At 28.8% G+C, this 16,412-nt stretch carries 19 protein-coding genes and 1 riboswitch; of the genes, 6 read left to right on the forward strand and 13 right to left on the reverse strand.

Features of this window, described 5'->3' with window-relative positions; all coding sequences use genetic code 11:
* The first annotated feature begins 206 nt into the window (after positions 1–206).
* Complete coding sequence (locus Q5I67_RS08640) at positions 207–1,247, forward strand: tyrosine-type recombinase/integrase (protein ID WP_302487050.1); 1,041 nt, start codon at positions 207–209, stop codon at positions 1,245–1,247.
* A gap of 27 nt (positions 1,248–1,274) precedes the next feature.
* Here the strand turns inward: Q5I67_RS08640 and Q5I67_RS08645 are convergent, their stop codons facing one another.
* Entirely contained in the window at positions 1,275–3,281 is a 2,007-nt protein-coding gene (locus tag Q5I67_RS08645; RefSeq protein WP_302487051.1) for a hypothetical protein, read from the reverse strand.
* Positions 3,282–3,601: 320 nt separating this feature from the next.
* Here Q5I67_RS08645 and Q5I67_RS08650 point away from each other — a divergent pair, with 320 nt between their 5' ends.
* Together Q5I67_RS08650 and Q5I67_RS08655 are read left to right on the forward strand one after the other, a co-directional pair.
* A complete protein-coding gene (locus Q5I67_RS08650) occupies positions 3,602–4,222 on the forward strand; it encodes an N-acetylmuramoyl-L-alanine amidase (RefSeq protein ID WP_302487052.1) in 621 nt (206 codons plus the stop codon).
* Positions 4,223–4,251: 29 nt separating this feature from the next.
* Positions 4,252–4,488: a DUF1653 domain-containing protein gene (locus Q5I67_RS08655; RefSeq protein WP_302487053.1), complete on the forward strand. Its 237-nt coding sequence runs from the start codon at positions 4,252–4,254 to the stop codon at positions 4,486–4,488.
* 78 nt (positions 4,489–4,566) lie between these two features.
* On the opposite strand, the gene Q5I67_RS08660 is transcribed toward Q5I67_RS08655, so the two are convergent.
* Positions 4,567–5,214, reverse strand: coding sequence for a transposase (locus Q5I67_RS08660; protein WP_302487054.1), 648 nt, complete (start codon positions 5,212–5,214; stop codon positions 4,567–4,569).
* A gap of 793 nt (positions 5,215–6,007) precedes the next feature.
* Between Q5I67_RS08660 and Q5I67_RS10430 the strand changes: the two genes are divergently transcribed.
* Positions 6,008–6,133, forward strand: coding sequence for a restriction endonuclease (locus Q5I67_RS10430; protein WP_368043394.1), 126 nt, complete (start codon positions 6,008–6,010; stop codon positions 6,131–6,133).
* Positions 6,130–6,360 carry a restriction endonuclease gene (locus Q5I67_RS08665; RefSeq protein WP_368043395.1) on the forward strand — a complete coding sequence of 77 codons (231 nt, stop codon included), beginning with the start codon at positions 6,130–6,132 and terminating at the stop codon, positions 6,358–6,360. Before Q5I67_RS10430 ends, Q5I67_RS08665 begins: the two co-directional genes overlap by 4 nt.
* A 71-nt stretch (positions 6,361–6,431) precedes the next feature.
* On the opposite strand, the gene Q5I67_RS08670 is transcribed toward Q5I67_RS08665, so the two are convergent.
* From Q5I67_RS08670 to Q5I67_RS08700, 7 genes are all read right to left on the reverse strand, one after another.
* Entirely contained in the window at positions 6,432–6,692 is a 261-nt protein-coding gene (locus Q5I67_RS08670) for a Txe/YoeB family addiction module toxin (protein ID WP_302487055.1), read from the reverse strand.
* Positions 6,685–6,942: a type II toxin-antitoxin system Phd/YefM family antitoxin gene (locus tag Q5I67_RS08675; RefSeq protein ID WP_302487056.1), complete on the reverse strand. Its 258-nt coding sequence runs from the start codon at positions 6,940–6,942 to the stop codon at positions 6,685–6,687. Before Q5I67_RS08675 ends, Q5I67_RS08670 begins: the two co-directional genes overlap by 8 nt.
* 77 nt (positions 6,943–7,019) lie before the next feature.
* A complete protein-coding gene (thiH, locus tag Q5I67_RS08680; protein ID WP_302487057.1) occupies positions 7,020–8,237 on the reverse strand; it encodes a 2-iminoacetate synthase ThiH in 1,218 nt (405 codons plus the stop codon).
* Positions 8,238–8,275: 38 nt separating this feature from the next.
* Positions 8,276–9,034, reverse strand: a complete 759-nt coding sequence (locus tag Q5I67_RS08685) for a thiazole synthase (protein WP_015562200.1) — start codon at positions 9,032–9,034, stop codon at positions 8,276–8,278.
* Between the two features lie 15 nt (positions 9,035–9,049).
* Positions 9,050–9,688, reverse strand: coding sequence for a sulfur carrier protein ThiS adenylyltransferase ThiF (thiF, locus tag Q5I67_RS08690; RefSeq protein ID WP_302487058.1), 639 nt, complete (start codon positions 9,686–9,688; stop codon positions 9,050–9,052).
* Between the two features lie 2 nt (positions 9,689–9,690).
* Positions 9,691–9,888: a sulfur carrier protein ThiS gene (thiS, locus tag Q5I67_RS08695; protein WP_018999352.1), complete on the reverse strand. Its 198-nt coding sequence runs from the start codon at positions 9,886–9,888 to the stop codon at positions 9,691–9,693.
* A gap of 209 nt (positions 9,889–10,097) precedes the next feature.
* A riboswitch (TPP riboswitch) is annotated at positions 10,098–10,203 on the reverse strand.
* 43 nt (positions 10,204–10,246) lie between these two features.
* A complete protein-coding gene (locus Q5I67_RS08700; RefSeq protein ID WP_302487059.1) occupies positions 10,247–11,107 on the reverse strand; it encodes a DMT family transporter in 861 nt (286 codons plus the stop codon).
* Between the two features lie 145 nt (positions 11,108–11,252).
* On the opposite strand from Q5I67_RS08700, the gene Q5I67_RS08705 reads away from it, so the two are divergent.
* Positions 11,253–12,044: a Cof-type HAD-IIB family hydrolase gene (locus Q5I67_RS08705; protein ID WP_302487060.1), complete on the forward strand. Its 792-nt coding sequence runs from the start codon at positions 11,253–11,255 to the stop codon at positions 12,042–12,044.
* A 54-nt stretch (positions 12,045–12,098) separates the two neighbouring features.
* Here the strand turns inward: Q5I67_RS08705 and Q5I67_RS08710 are convergent, their stop codons facing one another.
* The 4 genes from Q5I67_RS08710 to Q5I67_RS08725 all read right to left on the reverse strand — a co-directional run bounded on the left by Q5I67_RS08710 (position 12,099) and on the right by Q5I67_RS08725 (position 16,399).
* Positions 12,099–13,412 carry an MATE family efflux transporter gene (locus Q5I67_RS08710; RefSeq protein WP_302487061.1) on the reverse strand — a complete coding sequence of 438 codons (1,314 nt, stop codon included), beginning with the start codon at positions 13,410–13,412 and terminating at the stop codon, positions 12,099–12,101.
* A gap of 23 nt (positions 13,413–13,435) precedes the next feature.
* On the reverse strand, positions 13,436–14,554 hold the full coding sequence (locus tag Q5I67_RS08715) for a hypothetical protein (protein ID WP_302487062.1): 1,119 nt from the start codon (positions 14,552–14,554) through the stop codon (positions 13,436–13,438).
* A 116-nt stretch (positions 14,555–14,670) separates the two neighbouring features.
* The gene (locus tag Q5I67_RS08720) at positions 14,671–15,615 is read right to left on the reverse strand and encodes an ABC transporter ATP-binding protein (protein ID WP_302487063.1); all 945 of its coding nucleotides are present in this window, start codon (positions 15,613–15,615) and stop codon (positions 14,671–14,673) included.
* Positions 15,608–16,399 (reverse strand): ABC transporter ATP-binding protein, encoded by a 792-nt coding sequence (locus Q5I67_RS08725; protein WP_302487064.1) that lies wholly within the window; start codon positions 16,397–16,399, stop codon positions 15,608–15,610. Before Q5I67_RS08725 ends, Q5I67_RS08720 begins: the two co-directional genes overlap by 8 nt.
* Positions 16,400–16,412 lie beyond the last annotated feature (13 nt).

Genomic DNA, 16,412 nt, shown 5'->3' on the forward strand with positions numbered 1-16,412 from the left:
AATAAAACGCTTAAAACAGCTATAATTATAATAAATAATTTTTATGAATACTTAAAATTAATAAATTATAAATATAAAATAGATAACTGTATAAAAATAATAATTTATATTTAATAAAAATAAATTTAAATCAATATTTATTATTATTTATATTAAATAGGTAAATTTGTATATAATAAATAATTTTATATTATATTTAAATAGGAGTGAGATTTTTGGTAAATTTAATAAAAATAGATGATAATGATTTTTTAGTAAAAGATTATTTACGACAAGAAGAGATAAATGAAAATACTTTATTATTGAATTATAAAACTTTATTGAAAAGATATCTTTCTCAAGGTGAACCATCAGAAGACACTTTAAGAAGTTATTGTTCTGCTATTGATAGTTATATAAAATGGTGTTTAACAAATAAAGTGCATCCATTAAAGATAACAGAATATCAATTTATGTATTATCGAGATTTTTTAATAAAAATGAATATGAAAAAAGGTAGTATTAAGGTAAAGTTAAATGCGATAAAACAATTCTATAATATTGCTGTAAAATTAAAATTAATAGAAAATAGTCCTGCTAAAGATGTAGGAGTGAAAATACATGAAGCAAGTGAAATCTCTCCTATGAAATTTCTTACATTAGAACAACTACGAGATTTATTAAATATTATACCTGATTATGATGAAAAACATATTGAATATTTAAGAGATAAACTCATCATTATGCTTATGGCATTAGAAGGATTGAGAACAGTGGAAGTTCATCGCATGTCTGTCAATGATATAAATTGGGAGATGAAGACAATATATATTCATGGTAAAGGGCATAATGATTTTATTTATCCTCGTGATGATGTTTTAATTTTATTACAAGAATATTTAAAAATACGACCATTTAATTTTGCCTTTATTGATGAATTTGGAGAGCCGGTATTTACAACTTTGACTAATCAAGTAAAAGGAAAAAGAATGGATAGACGAGGTATTCGTTATAATGTGGATAAATGGCTGACTAAGGCAGGATTAAAAAAAGAAGGTATAAGCTGCCATATGCTCCGTCATACATGTGGCACTCTACTTTATAAAGATACAAAAGATTTACAAATAGTAAAACAAGTCTTACGTCACAGTAATGTCAATATAACTAGTAAATATGCTCACATCTATAATAAAATGGATAAACGTTATACTACTGGCATTAATTTAAATGAAAATGTAAACGAAGATAAAAAAAAGGCACACAAATAAATGTGTGCTTTTTTATTTGTTATTAATTTATCTGCCAAATAACTTATTTAAAAGACCTTGTTCTTTGAATTCTGTGCTAAAGAATTTAGTTGCACTATCCAATCGCATGATCACTTTATCACCGACTACATCTGCTTCCAATTCAGGTGGAAGTGATTCAGCAATACGCATAGGAGTCATCTTACCTACAGAAGATAAGCTTTTATCTTCAAAGATCAATTGATTATTTTTCTTGTTAACTTCAAAGAAATCACGATTTAAGCGATATTGTCTTTGGAAGAATTTTATCATGATTTCATTTACAGCTCTACTATCAAAATAATCTTTCATAGTAAGTGGTCGCATATAACTAGGAACATCTAAACCACATTCTTTAAAGATAGATATTATTACTTCAGAGCTTATATTATATAAATCTATGCTACTAGAGCCTAAATCATTGATTTGGCTTAAATACAAATTAATATGAGGAATGATTTTTGCCAGATATGCACTATAAAAATTGTTTCTCATTTTTTGAATTAATTCAGAGCATGGACTTTTTTGCTGACGTGTAAATTCGTTGTTCCAGCTGGCATTTACATGGAAAACGACCATACGTTTAGTAAGCTCATTTTTTAAACTATTTAAATCTTTATTAGCTGTAAGTAAAATAGCTGAATAATAATTTAAATTTTCTGGCTTAGTTTCACGAATGATACGTTCTTCTTGTTTGATGATATTTCCACTATTATTAGTAAATTGAGTTTGAGTGATATCATCTATTAATATAGGTAAACCTTTTATATCGCAGAGAAGTGAATCAATGCGTGTCTTTGTGAAGTTATTTTGACCAAAAGCTTTATACAAAGCAGAATCAGTCATCATTTTCATTAATAAAGAAGCATAGATTGTTTTTCCTGCATTTGATTGACCACATAATAAAGCTACTATCGGATATGTAAATACCTCATCAGTTACAGTAGCTTCTCTAATTGTAGTACGCACACGTGCTAAAAATGGAGATAAAAAGCACCATGACATCAATTTAAAATACTCAAATTTTAAAGGTTCAATATTTTTAGCTGGTACTGCTGTATTAAAACCTTCCATATATTGTAAATAAATTTCAGCATCACGTTTTACATCACTGCGATAAGGACGGAAATTAAATTCACGTTCATTATAAAAAGCACGATTGCGTTCTGGTTCAATAACCAATTGTGGCATAAATTTTTCAAATTTAGCACGGCGAACTTGAATATTTTCTAATGTTTTACGTTTAATAGTATCTATCTTATCATTCGTGATTTTAGCCTGTCCTTTACGGTCTGCTTTAGGAATATCTACAAAATCTTTAGCTAAACGCTCGATATCTGAGATATATTCTGCTGCTTTTACGATAGTTGTCTTGCTAACTGCTGGATAGATATGTTCGCTATCTTGTTTAGCTTTATGCAAAATAGGTAAATTTTCGAGCATTTGAGTATCTTCATATGTTATTTCCCATGCTTGTTCATTTACTATTTCGCTATTATTTTGTTTGAAATCATTATATATGTTCATATAATAATTAAAAGCATTTTCATCATCAAAATAAACTAAAGCTTGATTGCGGTCACTATTAGCTGGTAATTGGTCAAAATTGTTACTGCCTAAGATTACTCTAGTTGCTCCTGTCTGCGTATTTTTCAAGCAAAATAATTTTTCAGGGTATAAGGGAGCATCTGCTAAATATATATTTAAATTGTCTTGAGCATGTTTTTCTTTAAAATTAGCATAATGTTCCGTTTTATATAATTCTTGCAAAGTATTTCTTTGCATAGCAAATGTATTTTCCAAAGTAGATGGTACAAGTGCGAGATTACCAAAAATAATCTCTACTTTTGTAAATAATTCTAAAAGATTAGCTAAAAAATCTATATTAGTAGCTATATTTATAGTATATAATTCGTTAAATCCTTCAAATAAATCCAAATATGATATGTTTTCTGGTGCACAAAATTGAGCTTTTACAACATTTACAGTATGTTGTTTAGTCTTGCGGTGTGCCATTAAAAAATTCCTCCTAAAATTTTAATAAAAATTAACCTATAAAATATTCAAGAATTTAAAATAAAGCCTTATATTTCAAGGCTTTATAAAAACTAATTTTTATTGTATCATAAGCAACTGCAAATTTCAAAGTGTAGTAAATATTGTACTTTTTAGTTTTATTTCGAGATAATTGAGAAATATTCTCTAATATACTTGAAAATATATTTCAATACATTTAATATATTATATTGGGTTATTTTTTACTAGACATAAAGTTAACTCAAAATGCTATACTATAGCCATATTATTGAATTATTAAATAGAAGGGTTCCGAGTATATGAATAGACGAGATTTTATAATTAAAGGATTAAAATTAGGTGGAGCTTTACTTGCAGGAGCAAATATTTCCACATTTTTAAATTCTATAGCAAATATAAATAATAATGTAGCTAAAGCAGCCGATTATACATTATATGCTTCTGATTTACCAATTGTAGAAAATTATTTTAATTTCACATCTTTATCTACTAGACCAAGAACTTCGCAGATAATAGTACACCATTCTGCCATTGGCGGAAATGATGATATCACAGCTGCAGATATCCATCGCATCCATCTGCAAAATGGTTGGTCTGGTATAGGTTATCATATGTTTATTCGCAAAAGTGGTTTAATTGAAACAGGCAGACCGCTAGAAGATATCGGTGCACATACTTATCAACACAATAATAGTAGTATAGGCATTTGTTTATCTGGCAATTTTAACGATGAAATGCCTACAGATATGCAAATTGCCTCTGCAAGTAAATTGATCGGTTTGTTATGTCAAATGTATAGCTTAAGTCCAAATGAAAATACAATATTTGGACATCGCGATTTTAATGCTACCGCTTGTCCTGGTGAAAATCTATATGCAGATTTATATCATCTCCGCCATATGGCTAGTAATTTCATTTGATAATTAAAATAAAGGAGAAACATAATATAATGAGAGCTCTACCTAAATCAGGGGAAATATGGGTTCACTTCAAAGGTGAAGATAAAAAATATTTGATTATTACTGTGGCTACACATACAGAAACTCATGAACAATTTGTAGTTTATAAGGCTTTATATGGTGATTATAAAGATTATATTAGACCTTTAGATATGTTTATGAGCGAAGTCGACCGCCAAAAATATCCTGACGTTTTCCGAAAATATCGTTTTGAAAAATTTATCTAAAAAATTCTATAAAAAATCCTATCTCCAAGCATTCAATACGTATTAATAATATTGACATTAACTTAGAGATAGGATTTTTTATTTGTTGAAATTAATTCTAGTATCTAATTTAGGAATAATATTACCATCATCAACAATATTATATTCTAGGTTAGAATTTTCAATTATAGCTTTTAAAAAGTTATGCACTTCTAATCTTTCATTGAGAACTTGTTGTAAATTCATGATTAAGGATAAATCTACGCCACCATTTAAAACATAATTAGATAAGGCCCTTTGAAAAATATCTATCTCGATATTAATACCAGATTCACGAAGCTTAGCAAATTTCTGTGCAACTTCAGTAGTGGCAAGTTCTTGTAGTTCTTGTTGATAAAAATAATTAGTGACACTAATAGCTACATTACCTATTAAATGACCGATAATGGGAATATTTTCTTCTGACCATATTGCTACATTAGACGCTGTATCAAAATAACCTTTATATTTTTCAATAACAGGTCTAGTTGATTCAATATAATCAGCTAATTCTTGTCTATGTTCAGAGTCTTTCAATAGCTCTAGTAAATCGTCCCTTATAGTAGCATTTTCTGGATTTAAAAAACCCGTAACTGTACTGATGGCTAAATTACTAGTATCAGTAGGAGCTGCTTTTGTAGGAGTTGGCACTAAACATAAACAACATATTAAAAGTACTAGAAAAGGTAGTTTTTTTAATACTAGCATAAGATAATTAAGTCCTCCTAATCCTTTCAAAGAGAAATATTTACTTTGATTAAAGTGTACTTTAGAAATATAGTTTTGTCTAGTGCCTAATTTAAAATATTCTATACATATAAATAATCTACCATAATAAATGATAAATTAATATAAACAATTAGTACTGTATATTTTATCATTTATTTTTAATATTAATTAAGATATAATTAATTTAATATTAGATATAGAAAAATACTATAATTATAATACACAATATTTATAAAGAAGTGATTTTATGTATGAGCTCTTTTTTCTTATTTTAATAATATTAATATTTTTTATAGATTATGCTCGTAAAGATAATAAAATATCCAATTAAAAAAATAAAATAAATGACTTAAATATTTTATATAAAAAAGAAAAAGATATATTTAATATTATTAATGAAAATAATATACATTTAATAGAAAAAAATAAGCAAATAATAATTAAGAAAGAACAAACTATAAAAGATTATAAACAAAAAATAATTAAATTAAATGAAGTAATTACTTCACTAAAATATTCTACGAAAAATAATATAGCCTATTCTATTAAATCTTTAAATGAGGATAATTCTAATACATGGAAAAATAAATATGAAGAACTAAATAAAAAATATATACAAACTCATGATGAGATTATTTATCTTAGACGTACTTATGATAAAGAACATGCAAAATTAATATTACTTGAAAATGAATTAGAGATAGCTCATAAAAAGATTATCGAATTACAAAAGAATAATCTGCAAAAATATAGAAAAGAAGATATAGAAAATATTAACGATTGGAGAAAATTTGAACAATTTATAGCTAAACAGTTTAAAGTAAAAAATTTTAAAGTAATATTGACACCACGAACTAATGATGGCGGAAAAGATATCATTATAGAAAAAATAGTATAAAAACATATATTGAATGCAAATATTGGAATAGTAATAAAACCATTGGCAGGGAAGAAATTCAAAAACTTGCTGGTGCCGCAATGATGGATGGTGTGAAAAATGCTATATTTATTACTACATCTACATATAATGAAAATGCATTCGAAACAGCAAGAGCTCTAAATAAAAATGGATTTAATATAAATCTTTGGACTACAAAAGATTTGTTGGCTTTTATTAACAAATAATCTATATATTATATTTTAAAAAGAAAAAGTCTAACCAAAAGGTTAGACTTTTTAACATATTACAGCATAATTTATAAAGAAATATAATGACCTCTACAAGCTATAATCCAGAGTTCCCCATTAACAATATTATAAACTAAACGATTTTCTTTATCTATACGTCTACTCCAAACATTTTTATATTTTAAAGGCTCTGGCTTTTCTATTCCTTCAGATAATCCATTTCGTTCTATATCTTTTACGAGCTCATTTATTTTCTTTAAAATTTTTTTATCTTGAAATTGCCAATACAAATAATCATCCCAAGCCCTATCAGACCAAAGTTTATTCATCAATATCCGCCTCTATTAAGTCGTGTTTTTGACCTTTTCCAGCTTCTAGTTGTTTTATTCCTCTATCTAACATAGATAAATATTCAGCATTTTGAACTATTTTCATGAGGTGATTATATTTTTCAAGACTTAGAATTACCACATTTTTTTCAGCTTTACGAGTAACAATAATAGTTTGATTATTATCTGTTGCTTCATCACAATAATTTTTAAGTTTATTTCTAATTGTAGAATAGTTTACAGCTAACATATTTAACACCTCTTTCTATGATTATTGTACAATATTTAGTACAATAATCATAGAAAGAATAATATATACGAAGTAAATTATACGTATAAATAATCTGCCATAACAGGCTGTAAGCCGTTATGAATTAAATCATGATATACTTCGTCTACAGAACGAGTATCGGCAATTTCAAATTGAGCATCGCCTTTATCTTCACTTTCTTGGCTATGTTCACCGATGGCGGTACTTACACCAGCGGAAATTTTAGTAGTAGCAATATTTACGAGATTATCACGAACTCTAGCACATTCTCTAGTAGATATAGTGATACTAGCAGATGGCATGAATAGACGATAAGCACATACAACTTGTAAAAGTTGGGCTTCATGTACATCTTTTGGATTGATTTTATCATTATTAATAATAGGACGAAGGCGAGGACAAGAGAATGCGATCTCTGCATGTGGATATTTTTGTTGCAAATAATATGCATGCATACCTGTAGCTAAAGCATCTTTTCTAAAATCATCTAAACCTAAAAGTGCAGCAAAACCAACGCCTCTCATACCGCCACGAATTGCTCTTTCTTGAGCATAGAAACGATAAGGGAAAATACGTTTATGTCCAGCTAAATGAAGAGTTTCATATTTATCACTATTATATGTTTCTTGGAATACAGTTACATAATCCGCACCACATTTTTGTAGGTAAGCATATTCATCTGTATTTAATGGATAGATTTCAAGTCCAATAACGCGGAAATATTTTTTAGCTATTTTACAAGCTTCACCTATATATTCTATACTGGATTGTTTGCGACTTTCACCTGTTAAAATCAATATTTCTTGCAATCCAGATTTAGCAATTTCCTGCATTTCTTTATCGATTTCATCATAATTTAATTTAGCACGTTTGATTTTATTATGGCAATTAAAACCACAATAGATACAATAATTTTCGCAGTAATTGGCAATATATATTGGTGTGAACATATAGATAGAATTACCAAAAAATCTCTTAGTAGTTTTTTGAGCTTTTTGTGCTATCTGTTCAAGAAATGGGAGTGCTGCTGGAGATAATAAAGCTCTAAAATCTTCTGGTGTAATATGGTCATGACTAAGTGCAGTTTGTACATCTTGAGCTGTATATTTATCATAATCATAACTATTCATATCAGCTATAACCTTATCTAAAATATCGCTAGGTATAACTTCCATATCTGGTAAATATGCCATATGGTCAATACGTTCTTTTTTTAATTCAGCTCTTACTTCATCATTAATAATACTTTCATTAATATGATTATCTTTATTCATTCATCTTACCTCACAATTATTACTGATTAAATTAATAATTAATCTTGTAAAAATCCTGTCAATGGAGAAGATGCACTTGCTCCTTGTGCTTTTATACGACCTAATTTTGCTTCATAAGCGAGGCGTCCTGCTTCAATAGCATAATTAAAAGCTTTTGCCATGCGAACGACATCACCTGCTGTTGCTATAGCAGTATTAGCCATAATAGCAGTGGCACCCATTTCCATAGCTTCACAAGCTTGAGAAGGTCTACCGATGCCAGCATCTACGATAATTGGTAAATCGATTTCATCTATGAGGATTTGAATAAATTCTTTTGTACATAAACCTTTATTAGAACCGATGGGAGCACCAAGAGGCATTACACAACTAGCACCAGCATTTACTAAATCTCTAGCTACATTTAAATCTGGATACATATATGGCATAACAGTGAAGCCTTCTTTAGCTAAAACTTCAGTAGCTTTGATAGTTTCATAATTATCAGGTAAAAGATATTTACTATCACGCATAATTTCAATTTTTACTAAATCACTGCCACAAAGTTCTTTAGATAAACGAGCTATGCGAATGGCTTCATCGGCATTTCTAGCTCCAGAAGTATTAGGGAGTAGTGCTATATCTTTGGGAATATAATCTAAAATATTAGCCATACCGCCATTATTTACACGGCGAAGTGCTAAAGTTACGATTTCAGCTTTTGCTTCATTGATTGCTGCTTGAATTAATTCTAAAGAATATTTACCAGAACCTAAAATAAATCTTGAATTGAATTGATGTTTTCCTAATTGCCACATAATATGATACCTTCTTTATAAATTATTTTCTAAAATCAATTGAGTGATTAAATTTGCTTGATGACCAGCACAAATAACTACTCTAGGAGCCATTAAACTATTTTCATTGGATAATGCAGTTTTTTCATCACCACAGATATAAAATTTACCCATCACCTTGCGAGTATGAATTTCATTGCTATGACCAAAACCCGCCATACCACTTCCTGAGATAATATATTTTTCGGGGAAAAGTTCTAATACCTTATTTACTAACATCGCCTTATTTTCGGGAACGTCAAAAGCTTCACAGATGATATCTTCATCTTTAAATAATGAGAATATATTATCTTCTGTTACCTTTATACAATTAGTAACAATATTTAAATAAGGATTTATCATTTGTAATTGCTCAGCTAAAGCTTGCGTTTTATATTTATTTAAATGTGAGATGAAATAATGTTGTCTATTGAGATTACTGATATCTACTTTGTCAAAATCAATTAAATGTAAATGACCTACACCTATTCTAGCCAGTGCCACAGCAATATTAGAGCCTAAACCGCCAAGCCCGGCTATAGCAACTTTAGCATTGTTCAATTTTTCTTGATTGACTATGCCATGGCGGTCATTTAAAGTTTGATAAATTAATTCTTTTGCCAAAATATCTGCCATTATCAGCCACCACCAACAAAAGTTACGATTTCTAATTTATCATTAGGATTTAAAATAGTTTGTGCATATTTTGCTTTTGGGACTATTTGACCATTTAACTCTATAGCTATCTTATCTAAAGGATAATTATTTTCTTGCAAATAAGTAACTAAATCCATAGGCAAAGATATTTCTTGATTTTGTCCATTAACTATTATCAAAATAAGACCTCCTCATTTTTTATCTTTTGAAAAATTTTATTAAAAAAGGAGTCCACAAAAAGATACACCCGCGGTGGTGCACCCCTTCATGAACTCCTGTTCAATCACATGGTCAACTCTATGCAATTTTAAAAATTAATTTAAACTAATATTAATATATAGATATTTAAATAAGAAAGAGATGACATAATGCCATCTCTTATAATTATCATTAAACTACAAATATTATCCTACGTTGGCATTATCCAAATCAGGTCATAGGTCGAAGTTCACAACTTCCTCTCAGCCAGTTTACTAGCTCCCTGTTATTAATTTATATATACAATATAATTTATAAATTATTATTTGTCAATAATCGTTAATTATTTTTCTTTATTAATTCACTGGCAAATAATGAACCTAAAATCAAAATAGCACCAATCCATTGGGATATACTCATTGGTTCAGCTAAAAGTACAGTGGATAAAATAATCGCAGTCACAGGATCTAAATAGCTAAATATAGCAACTTTTTGTGCTGGTAATGTCTGCAATGATGAAAAATATAATAAATATGCTATACCTGTATGTATAACACCTAAAATAAGTAAAGATAACAAGGAAAAACCACTCATACTCCATGAATTATCTTGATAAATTACATAAGGTAATAAAATTATTGAAGCCAATAATAATTGAGCAATACTACTATCAAGAGCAGCAATATTTCTAAAAAATTTATTTGCTAAAATTACAATAGCATAAAATAACGCAGCACATGTACCGTATATAGCTCCGATGAAATCATTCGTTCCTGATTGATTATCATTGAATATACCTGCAACTAATGCCATACCTAATAAGGATAAAACAACGCAAATAATTTTAAAAGTAGATAAAGATTCTTTTAATACAAATGGTGATAATAATACTACAAAAGTAGGTGCTAGATAGTATGTAAGTGTTGCTGTCGCTATTGTAGTGTAATTATATGCCTGAAATAAAAAAATCCAGTTTAAACCAATAGCTATACCAGCAATTAATAAGTAACGTAGATTTTTTATTAAAGCTTGGCGATTAAATGTTTTATGTAGACATATCATCGCGATAAATAAAACAAAAGCTCCTATAAAACCACGCACTAGGGCTATTTGTGAACTTGCAATTTCTATATTTCGCACGAATAAACCTATACTACCAAAAACAAGCATGGCAGTAATATTTTTTAAAGTTGCATTCATTAAAAAATCACATCTCTTTCTCTATATATTTATCTAGTTAATAATTGCCGTTTATAATATAGCATAAAAACAATATACGTACTAGCTTAAAATTTGTTATAATTAATTGATTTATATTTTATGATTTTAATGAAAGTACGGTGATATGATGATAAAAGCTATTTTCTTTGATATTGATGGCACTTTAGTCAGTTTTAAAACACATAAAATTCCTGAATCTACAATACAGGCTTTACATACTTTAAAAGCTAAAGGAATAAAATTATTTATCGCAACTGGTCGTCCGCCATATGACTTAAAATTTTTAATTGATAAATTTGGCGATTTATTCACTGGTTATATTACTTTTAATGGTCAATATTGTTATGATAGTACAGGAAAAATCTTACACGAAGAATATTTAAATCGCGAAGATTTAATTCAATTTACAAATTACATCAAAGATAAAGATATCGCTTGTGGTTTTATGGAAATGGATTATTTTTATTTTAATCTTTATAATGACCGCTTGGCAAAATTAAAAGAAAAACTGGGAGATACTGCACCTGATAGGGCATTTGATGATGTAAGTCGAGTATCTAATCATAAAACATATCAATTGAATATTTTCTTAAATGAAGATGAGGAACAAGAAGTCTTACCATATTTGCCAAATTGCAAAGCTGTTCGTTGGTGTCCTTATTTTACAGATATTATTCCTAAAGATGGCGGTAAAGGCACAGGCATCAAAAAAGTTTTAGCTTATTATGATATAGATATTAATGAAGCTATGGCTTTTGGCGATGGCGGAAATGATGTGGAAATGCTTGAAGCTGTAAAATATGGCATCGCTATGGGAAATGCTAATGATAGCTTAAAACAGATAGCGGATTTCATCACTTTAGATGTAGATAATGATGGCATAGCCTATGCTTTAAAACAATATAACGTATTATAAAAATAAACCTACTATAAATTAACTTATTTAAAAGTAATTTATAGTAGGTTTTCTTTAATTAAAATATTTTTTTAATGACGGTAAATACAAAATGAGAATAATTGATTCTAATAAATACGTTAAATTATATGTTAGCCATATACCATCATTACCTAGATAAGACATCAATATTTTTTGGCAGATATAAAAAAATATCACAGCGACAAACATCATATTTCTGATAGAAGCTGTATTGCCACCAATACCTGTATACATACCATATAAAAGCAATCCCACACAAGCACATATTGGATGCAAAATCAAATAGATACTATAATCGTTAGCATAATTAGCTACGACTGCTAAATCAGTCATCATATTTATAAAATACGATTTAGTGATATACATAATCACTGAAATAAAAATTATAAATATAGCTAAACATCTTAAGCTTATCTTTAATACTGAATTTAATAGATTTATATCCTTATATCCCTTTGCTTTTCCTGAAAATACACTCACACCATTTGCCATACCATCAATAAAGTAGACCACGATAAAAATAATTTCTAAAATAACAGCATTACTAGCTAGTGTAACTGTCCCCATGCTTGCCCCAGCTATGGCAAATAAATTATTTATCGTCAATAGACAAACAGTGCGAAACATTAAATCCACATTTACCTTCATCATGGCTAAAAATGGCTGTATAGTTTTTAAACTTTGAATGTATTCACTGCGAATAGTTAAATTTCCTTGTTTATAAATAGCGATAAAACCTATCATACAACCATATATTTGAGCAATCAATGAAGCATAGGCTACACCTTGAATATTCATATCCATGATAAATACAAATACAATAGATAAGATGATATTCAACACATTCATGGATATTTGCATAAACATAGTATAGCGAATTATCATCTGCCCCATGAGCCAGCCTAGCGTTACATAATTGATTAAAACAAACGGAGCTCCCCATATAATGATATCACAATAATTTTTCATCAATTCAACAACTTGGCTTTCAGGCTTCATGAGCAATGCATAATATTTGAAAATCCACGGATAAATGATTAAAAATATTAAACTTATTACTATAGCTATAAGTAGTGGTCTAGCTAAAGCTAAAAATTTATCTTTGGCGGATTCACTGCCTAAAGCTTGAGCGGAAAAACTTGTAGTAGATACTCTCAAAAATCCAAATAGCCAATATATATTGTTAAATAAGATTACTCCCAAAGAAACAGCAGCTATATAAAAAGCTTCTGACATATGTCCCATAACAGCCGTGTTTACAGCTCCTAATAGAGGCTGTGTAGCTGTAGATAACATAAAAGGAATAGTTACTTTTAGATATTCTTTATGAGTTAATTGTGATAGCATAAAATCTCCTAATTATATTTTATTTAAAAACGATATTCTACACGACCAAACCAACGTGTTTTTGTTTTATCATTTTCAATATCATTACCATTAAAATATGAAACTTCACCCATTAAATTTTTAGCAAATATATATCTAGCCCCTAATTCATAACCTTGTTCACCTGTGAAGCTATTAGTATATGTTGGTAAAAATGTAGCTAGTTCTCCAATATTTTTATATGCAACCCATAATCCATACGTATTTGGTATAGTACGTTTTGCTCCTTTATAATTTAATTGAAAAATATAAGCTTGTTCTTGAGCACTATTGCCTAAGTCATATTTATTAGCATCTAAATTAGATAAAGCATATACACCACCTAATTTAAAATTATTATCCAATTTATATTCTCCTGCAACTTCAAGAATTTGCTGAGTATCTTCAAGTTCTCCACTTCTTATATTATGATAAGCAAGTCCTGTCATTAATTTATTTGAGATAGGCATTTCTGCTTGTAATCCTACATAATGCATAGCATCACTTTCTGGATAAGCTTGTTTACCATTATAATGCATTTTCCCATTAACATTGTCGTTATATGGTGAATCAAAATTGCCTATCATTGCTGTATAAATATTTCTAGTATCTTTATCTGTATAAGCATATTTTACACCTTTAATATAATCATCAAAAATCATACCATAAGCAATATCCATATTAGCAAAATCAGCATAATCTACTTTACCTAGAGAAATTGTTCCGCCAAACGCTGGTCCTTGTAAATATAGCATACGATTATAAAAATGAGATTTATCATCTCCTTTAGCTTTATAATTTTGTTCATAATCCATACGATTTTTTATTTTCCAGCCATTATCAATATTTATAGTTGGTTCTAAACGTGTACGCCATAAAGATTTACGCGTTTCACCTTTTTTACCTGGTCGATTATCGTGGCGGATATCATAACGACTTAATCCTTTAATAGTAATTATATCTTGTTTCTCTTTATTAATAATACTTTTTTGTTGCTCTTCTACAATTTTATTATTTGTTTCATCTATATTTTTCGTATCTGTTTTTGCATAGGCAATTCCTGTAGATATTGTTATAGATAAAATAGTAGCAACTAATAATTTAGTTATTAACTTTTTTCGCATAATTGTTAAAAACTCCTTAATAATTATAATCAAAATCAATAAATTTTTAAGAAAAAACACCTATAAAAAATATTTTTCTTATAGGTGTTTTAGGAGGGATATGTTATCCTAGAAAATTAAACTAGGTGGCAAGCAACATAATGATTAGCTGAAAGCTCTTTTAATACAGGTTTTTCTTGCGTACAAATATCTTTACAATATTTACAGCGATTTTGAAATGGACAACCTTTAGGTAAATCTAAAGGGCTTGGAATATCGCCGGAAAGAGTTTCTATATTTTTATTTTGCTCATTATCTAGAGAAAAAACTGCTTTTAATAAAGCTTTAGTATATGGATGCTTTGCTTCGATCAATTTATCACCATCAAATTTTTCAACGATATTGCCTAAATACATCACGGCTATACGATGACTAAATAAACTAACTAGAGCTAAATCATGGCAAATAAAAATATAGGTGATATTTTTTTCTCGTTGAAGTTTTACTAATAATTCAATGATTTTAGCCTGAACAGATACATCAAGAGCAGATGTCGCTTCATCACAGACAATGATTTCAGGCTCGAGGGCTAAAGCTCTGGCAATAGCTACACGTTGACGTTGACCGCCACTCATATTATTGGGATATCTATCTACAAAATCATCTGGCAGTTCTACTAATCGCAATAATTCTTGAGCTTTCTCTTTTATTTGTGATTTTTTTATTAAATTAAAATTTAATAACGGTTCACAAATGATATTACCAATTTTCATTTTAGGATTAAACGCTGCTGTAGGGTCTTGAAAAACCATTTGAATATGACGACAATTTTGACGACGTTTTTCTCCTGTTAATTTAGTAATATCTTGATTATGAAAAATAACTTCACCAGAAGTTGGTGTGTGCATATTCATAATAGTTTTTACCAGTGTAGATTTACCACAACCAGATTCGCCAACGATGCCCACTGTTTCTCCAGCATTAATATTAAGACTAACATCATCACAAGCTGTTAAAAATTTATTATTACTAGCTGGAAATTTCTTAGTTATATTTTTTACCTGCATAATTAACTCAGACATAGCGCTGTCCTCCTATTTGTGGAACTGAAGCTAATAAGGTTTTTGTATATTCTTCTTGAGGCGAATTAATTATATCCTTAGCTTTGCCATATTCAATGATTTCACCTTGCTTCATTACCATAATCTTATCTGACATATAAGCCGCCACACCGATATTATGAGTTACTACAATCATGGCTGTACCACAAGTGCGAGGAATCTCCATTAATTCTTTGACTATTTGTGCTTGAGTGGTAACATCTAAAGCTGAAGTAGGTTCATCAGCAAGCAATAACTCTGGTCTAAAAATAATAGCCATAGCAATACCAACACGCTGACGCATACCACCAGATAATTCAAATGGATATGATTCCATGATATTTTCAGGATTAGGCAAATTCATACGGGTAAGCATTTCTATAGCAAAAGAATATGCTTCCTCTTTAGTAACATTATCATGAACTTGTAGATATTCTATAAATTGTTTACCAATAGTTTGAATAGGATTTAACATATTACCACTATCTTGGAAAATCATAGAAATATTTTTTCCTCGAATGGCTAACCAGTCTCGTACACTATATTTTAATAAATCATGATTTTCAAAGAAAATTTTTCCATTAGTAATCTTTCCACTATTAGGTAAACTACCTAATATAGCTCTAATTACTGTGGTTTTTCCACTACCAGACTCTCCAACTATGGTCAAAATTTCTCCTCTATCCAAAGAAAAATTAATATCTTTAACTGTAGCTTCTATATTTTTGCTATATTGAATAGTTAAATTAGATACATCAAGTAACATTAATTTACCCCTT

Origin of the sequence: uncultured Megamonas sp., from assembly GCF_958438645.1 — a bacterium.
Classification (GTDB): domain Bacteria; phylum Bacillota; class Negativicutes; order Selenomonadales; family Selenomonadaceae; genus Megamonas.

Coding starts and splice junctions, on each gene's coding strand:
- Q5I67_RS08645 (WP_302487051.1), bottom strand. CDS start 3,281: ATGGCACACCGCAAGACTAAACAACATACTGTAAATGTTGTAAAAGCT.
- Q5I67_RS08650 (WP_302487052.1), top strand. CDS start 3,602: ATGAATAGACGAGATTTTATAATTAAAGGATTAAAATTAGGTGGAGCT.
- Q5I67_RS08655 (WP_302487053.1), top strand. CDS start 4,252: ATGAGAGCTCTACCTAAATCAGGGGAAATATGGGTTCACTTCAAAGGT.
- Q5I67_RS08660 (WP_302487054.1), bottom strand. CDS start 5,214: ATGCTAGTATTAAAAAAACTACCTTTTCTAGTACTTTTAATATGTTGT.
- Q5I67_RS08670 (WP_302487055.1), bottom strand. CDS start 6,692: ATGAATAAACTTTGGTCTGATAGGGCTTGGGATGATTATTTGTATTGG.
- Q5I67_RS08675 (WP_302487056.1), bottom strand. CDS start 6,942: ATGTTAGCTGTAAACTATTCTACAATTAGAAATAAACTTAAAAATTAT.
- thiH (WP_302487057.1), bottom strand. CDS start 8,237: ATGAATAAAGATAATCATATTAATGAAAGTATTATTAATGATGAAGTA.
- Q5I67_RS08685 (WP_015562200.1), bottom strand. CDS start 9,034: ATGTGGCAATTAGGAAAACATCAATTCAATTCAAGATTTATTTTAGGT.
- thiF (WP_302487058.1), bottom strand. CDS start 9,688: ATGGCAGATATTTTGGCAAAAGAATTAATTTATCAAACTTTAAATGAC.
- Q5I67_RS08700 (WP_302487059.1), bottom strand. CDS start 11,107: ATGAATGCAACTTTAAAAAATATTACTGCCATGCTTGTTTTTGGTAGT.
- Q5I67_RS08705 (WP_302487060.1), top strand. CDS start 11,253: ATGATGATAAAAGCTATTTTCTTTGATATTGATGGCACTTTAGTCAGT.
- Q5I67_RS08710 (WP_302487061.1), bottom strand. CDS start 13,412: ATGCTATCACAATTAACTCATAAAGAATATCTAAAAGTAACTATTCCT.
- Q5I67_RS08715 (WP_302487062.1), bottom strand. CDS start 14,554: ATGCGAAAAAAGTTAATAACTAAATTATTAGTTGCTACTATTTTATCT.
- Q5I67_RS08720 (WP_302487063.1), bottom strand. CDS start 15,615: ATGTCTGAGTTAATTATGCAGGTAAAAAATATAACTAAGAAATTTCCA.
- Q5I67_RS08725 (WP_302487064.1), bottom strand. CDS start 16,399: ATGTTACTTGATGTATCTAATTTAACTATTCAATATAGCAAAAATATA.